We start from the raw sequence: 3,075 nt of genomic DNA, 5'->3' as shown, positions 1-3,075 counted from the left end.
ACTTTCTGAAACCAAAAGATTGCTCCCCTCAGCTTTAAAAATTTTGGTATAACTCTGTTCACTTTGGCAATACAAGATTTCATCATGGTCGATAAAATATATCCCTTCCTGCGTAGGGAAACTCAGAATGTTCAATGACTCCATTTTTTCCTTCAATTCATCAACCTTTTTTCCCACCGATTTTTCCTCAAATTTTGATTCAAATTTTGAGATGGTTTCTTCAAATTCAATAGGGTCTATGGGTTTGAGCAGGTAATCCAAAGCCTGGTATTTGATGGCCCTCAGTGCGTATTTTTCATGTGCCGTTGTGAAAATCACCTCAAAGTCTATCTGATTTCCAAAGTGTTCGAATAAAGAAAATCCCCCTTTTTCAGGCATTTGGACATCCAAAAAGACAAGATCGGGTTTTGCTTTATGTATTCGTTTTATGCCCTCATCTACAGAGGAGCATTTGGCTTCGATTGAAAATTTTTCAGGAAAATATTTATTCAAAAGCATTTCCACTACTTCTTGAGCATGTACTTCGTCGTCAATGATGATTACTTTGAACATAGGATGTAGGAGAAGGAGGATTATCAAATTTAAAAAAGAAAAACAAAAATTAAGGAAAGTTTAGTTTTATTTTCACTATTAGATTAAAACTTCACCAAAGTAATCACCTCTGCCACACAAACCGGCTTGGAAGCGGAATCGGACTCCATTTCTGCATGTATAAAAAGTTTGACGCTGCCATCGGGATTTTCTTCCACTTTGGACAAGGTGGCGGATAACCTGACCTTATCCCCGGAATACACGGGTGCAGGAAAACGTACACTGTTCGTCCCGTAATTCAAAGCCATCTGCACCCCTTCCAGAGGAAGGATTTCATAAAGCAGCTTTGGGACCAAAGAAAGGGTCAAGTACCCATGGGCCAGATTTTTGCCACCCGGAATCAGGGACTTGGCTTTTTCAGTATCCACATGGATCCACTGAAAATCCTCCGTCGCATCCGCAAATTTCTGAATGACTTCCTGACTGACCGTAGTCCAGGCACTCGTCCCCAATGACTTCCCAACACCCCCCCTCAACTCCCCAACCGACCCAAACCCCACTATTCTCTCCTCCCCACTCTCGTCTCTCGCATCTCGCTTCTCGCTTCTCAAACCCCCTCTTGATTCTTGTATTCCCGATTCTCGGGACAGGACTTTGATTCTAGTATCTAATCTCTCGTTTCCCGCTTCTCGCATCTCATTTCTCACTTCTCGCCTCTCGCTTCTCACATCTCCCACCACCATCGCTTTCCCCACAACCTTCCTATCCATCATATCCTGCAAGGCCTGAGGGGTCTCTTCCAAAGAATATTCCTTATAGATATGCTGACTGATTTTTCCGGATTGGATCATAACTACCAATTCCATGATATTTTGTTGGTTCTGTTTTGGTTCTTCGGTGGAGAACCTCCCCCAAAAGACCCCCATCACCGAACAGCCTTTTAACAAAGCCAAATTGAAAGGCAGCTTTGGGATACCCCCGGCGGCAAAACCAACTACCAGATACCTGCCTTTCCAGGCCATTCCCCGCAAAGCAGGTTCGGCATATTTGCCACCAACCACATCCAAAATCACATCAACACCTTTACCCTCAGTCAGCTCTTTTATTTTTTCCTTTACATCTTCTTCCTCATAATTGATCAAAAAATCCGCGCCTTTTTCCTTGCAAACAGCCAACTTCTCCGCAGACGAAGCCGCAGCAATAACAGTTGCCCCCATTACCTTTCCAAGTTCAACAGTCGCCAAGCCCACTCCACCTGATGCTCCTAATACCAGCAAGGTCTCACCCGATTTAATTTGTGCACGATCCTTGAGTGCATGATAGGAAGTGCCGAAGGTGTAAAGGGTAGAGGCCGCTGTCAGGTAATCCATTTGAGGTGGAATAGGAAAAACTCTATCTGTACTGACTTTCACCTTTTCCGCAAAACCTCCCCATCCGCATAAAGCCAACACCCGCTGTCCTACCTTTAAATGTTTAACCCCTGAACCCACTTTTTCAATGATTCCCGAAACTTCACCACCTGGAGAAAATGGCAACTCAGGTTTGAACTGGTATTTGTTCTGAATGATCAATACATCAGGAAAATTGACCGCACAGGCCATGACCTGAATGACAACTTCCTTTTCATTTGGTTCAGGATCTTGAATGTCGGAATAAACTAGCGTTTCGGGGGTTCCGTGCTGCTGGCAAAGGATAGCTTTCATACTCAAAAGTTTTTTTGTTAAAATAGGCAATTCCTCAATTAAAACGTAATTTTGGACCCACATACAAGTCAACCTCTTGCTAAGATTTGAATCGCCAAAGAACTCCTAAAATTTTATTCTTGATCAAAAATTTTTGAGAATAGTAAAAATTTTCTTTGCGCCTTTGCGTCTTTGCGGGAATAAAACCCCCAAATATGTCAGTAAAAAATTATATAGAATCCCACAAAGAAAGATTTTTAAACGAGCTTTTTGACTTATTGCGCATTCCTTCTGTGAGTGCAGATCCCAAATTCAAGGATGATGTTTTTGCTGCAGCAGCATTTGTGAAAGAGCGATTGGTGGAGGCAGGTGCCGACAAGGTAGAAATCTGTCAGACTGTCGGATATCCTATCGTTTATGGAGAAAAAATCATTGACGCATCATTGCCGACCATTTTGGTCTATGGGCATTACGATGTGCAGCCTGCTGACCCTTATGAACTTTGGGATTCACCCCCTTTTGAACCTGTCATCAAGAAAACCGCAAGACACCCTGAAGGAGCTATTTTTGCCCGTGGATCTGCTGATGATAAAGGGCAGTTTTACATGCATGTCAAAGCTTTTGAAGCCATGATGGCCAATGATTCTTTGGCCTGCAATGTCAAATTTATGATTGAGGGTGAGGAAGAAGTAGGGTCTGAGAATCTCGATATTTTTGTGAAGGAGAATAAGGAAAAATTGAAAGCCGATGTAGTGGTGGTTTCCGACACCCATATGATTTCATTGGAGCATCCCTCAGTCACTGTTGGCCTAAGAGGTCTTGCCTATATGCAAGTAGAAGTGACCGGACCAAACAGAGACCT

Annotated in this window: 3 protein-coding genes; 1 reads left to right on the top strand and 2 read right to left on the bottom strand. The window is 43.0% G+C overall.

The window, feature by feature from the left end; all coding sequences use genetic code 11:
• Together ACEW8U_RS23575 and ACEW8U_RS23570 are read right to left on the bottom strand one after the other, a co-directional pair.
• On the bottom strand, window positions 1-552 hold a 552-nt coding region (locus ACEW8U_RS23575), incomplete at its 3' end, for a LytR/AlgR family response regulator transcription factor (RefSeq protein ID WP_373524512.1).
• Window positions 553-635: 83 nt separating this feature from the next.
• Entirely contained in the window at window positions 636-2,234 is a 1,599-nt protein-coding gene (locus ACEW8U_RS23570; protein WP_373524511.1) for a zinc-binding dehydrogenase, read from the bottom strand.
• A gap of 194 nt (window positions 2,235-2,428) precedes the next feature.
• Between ACEW8U_RS23570 and ACEW8U_RS23565 the strand changes: the two genes are divergently transcribed.
• Window positions 2,429-3,075, top strand: a 647-nt coding sequence (locus ACEW8U_RS23565; RefSeq protein ID WP_373524510.1) for a M20/M25/M40 family metallo-hydrolase, incomplete at its 3' end; no start/stop codon positions are given.

The sequence above is a fragment of the Aquiflexum sp. genome (assembly GCF_041751335.1).
Taxonomy (GTDB): Bacteria; Bacteroidota; Bacteroidia; order Cytophagales; family Cyclobacteriaceae; genus Aquiflexum.
Note: the sequence above shows the minus strand (reverse complement) of the source record. Positions and strands in the feature narration are given on the sequence as shown.

Excerpts from the sequence above, each read along its gene's own strand:
- ACEW8U_RS23570 (WP_373524511.1), bottom strand. The coding sequence starts at position 2,234 with ATGAAAGCTATCCTTTGCCAGCAGCACGGAACCCCCGAAACGCTAGTT.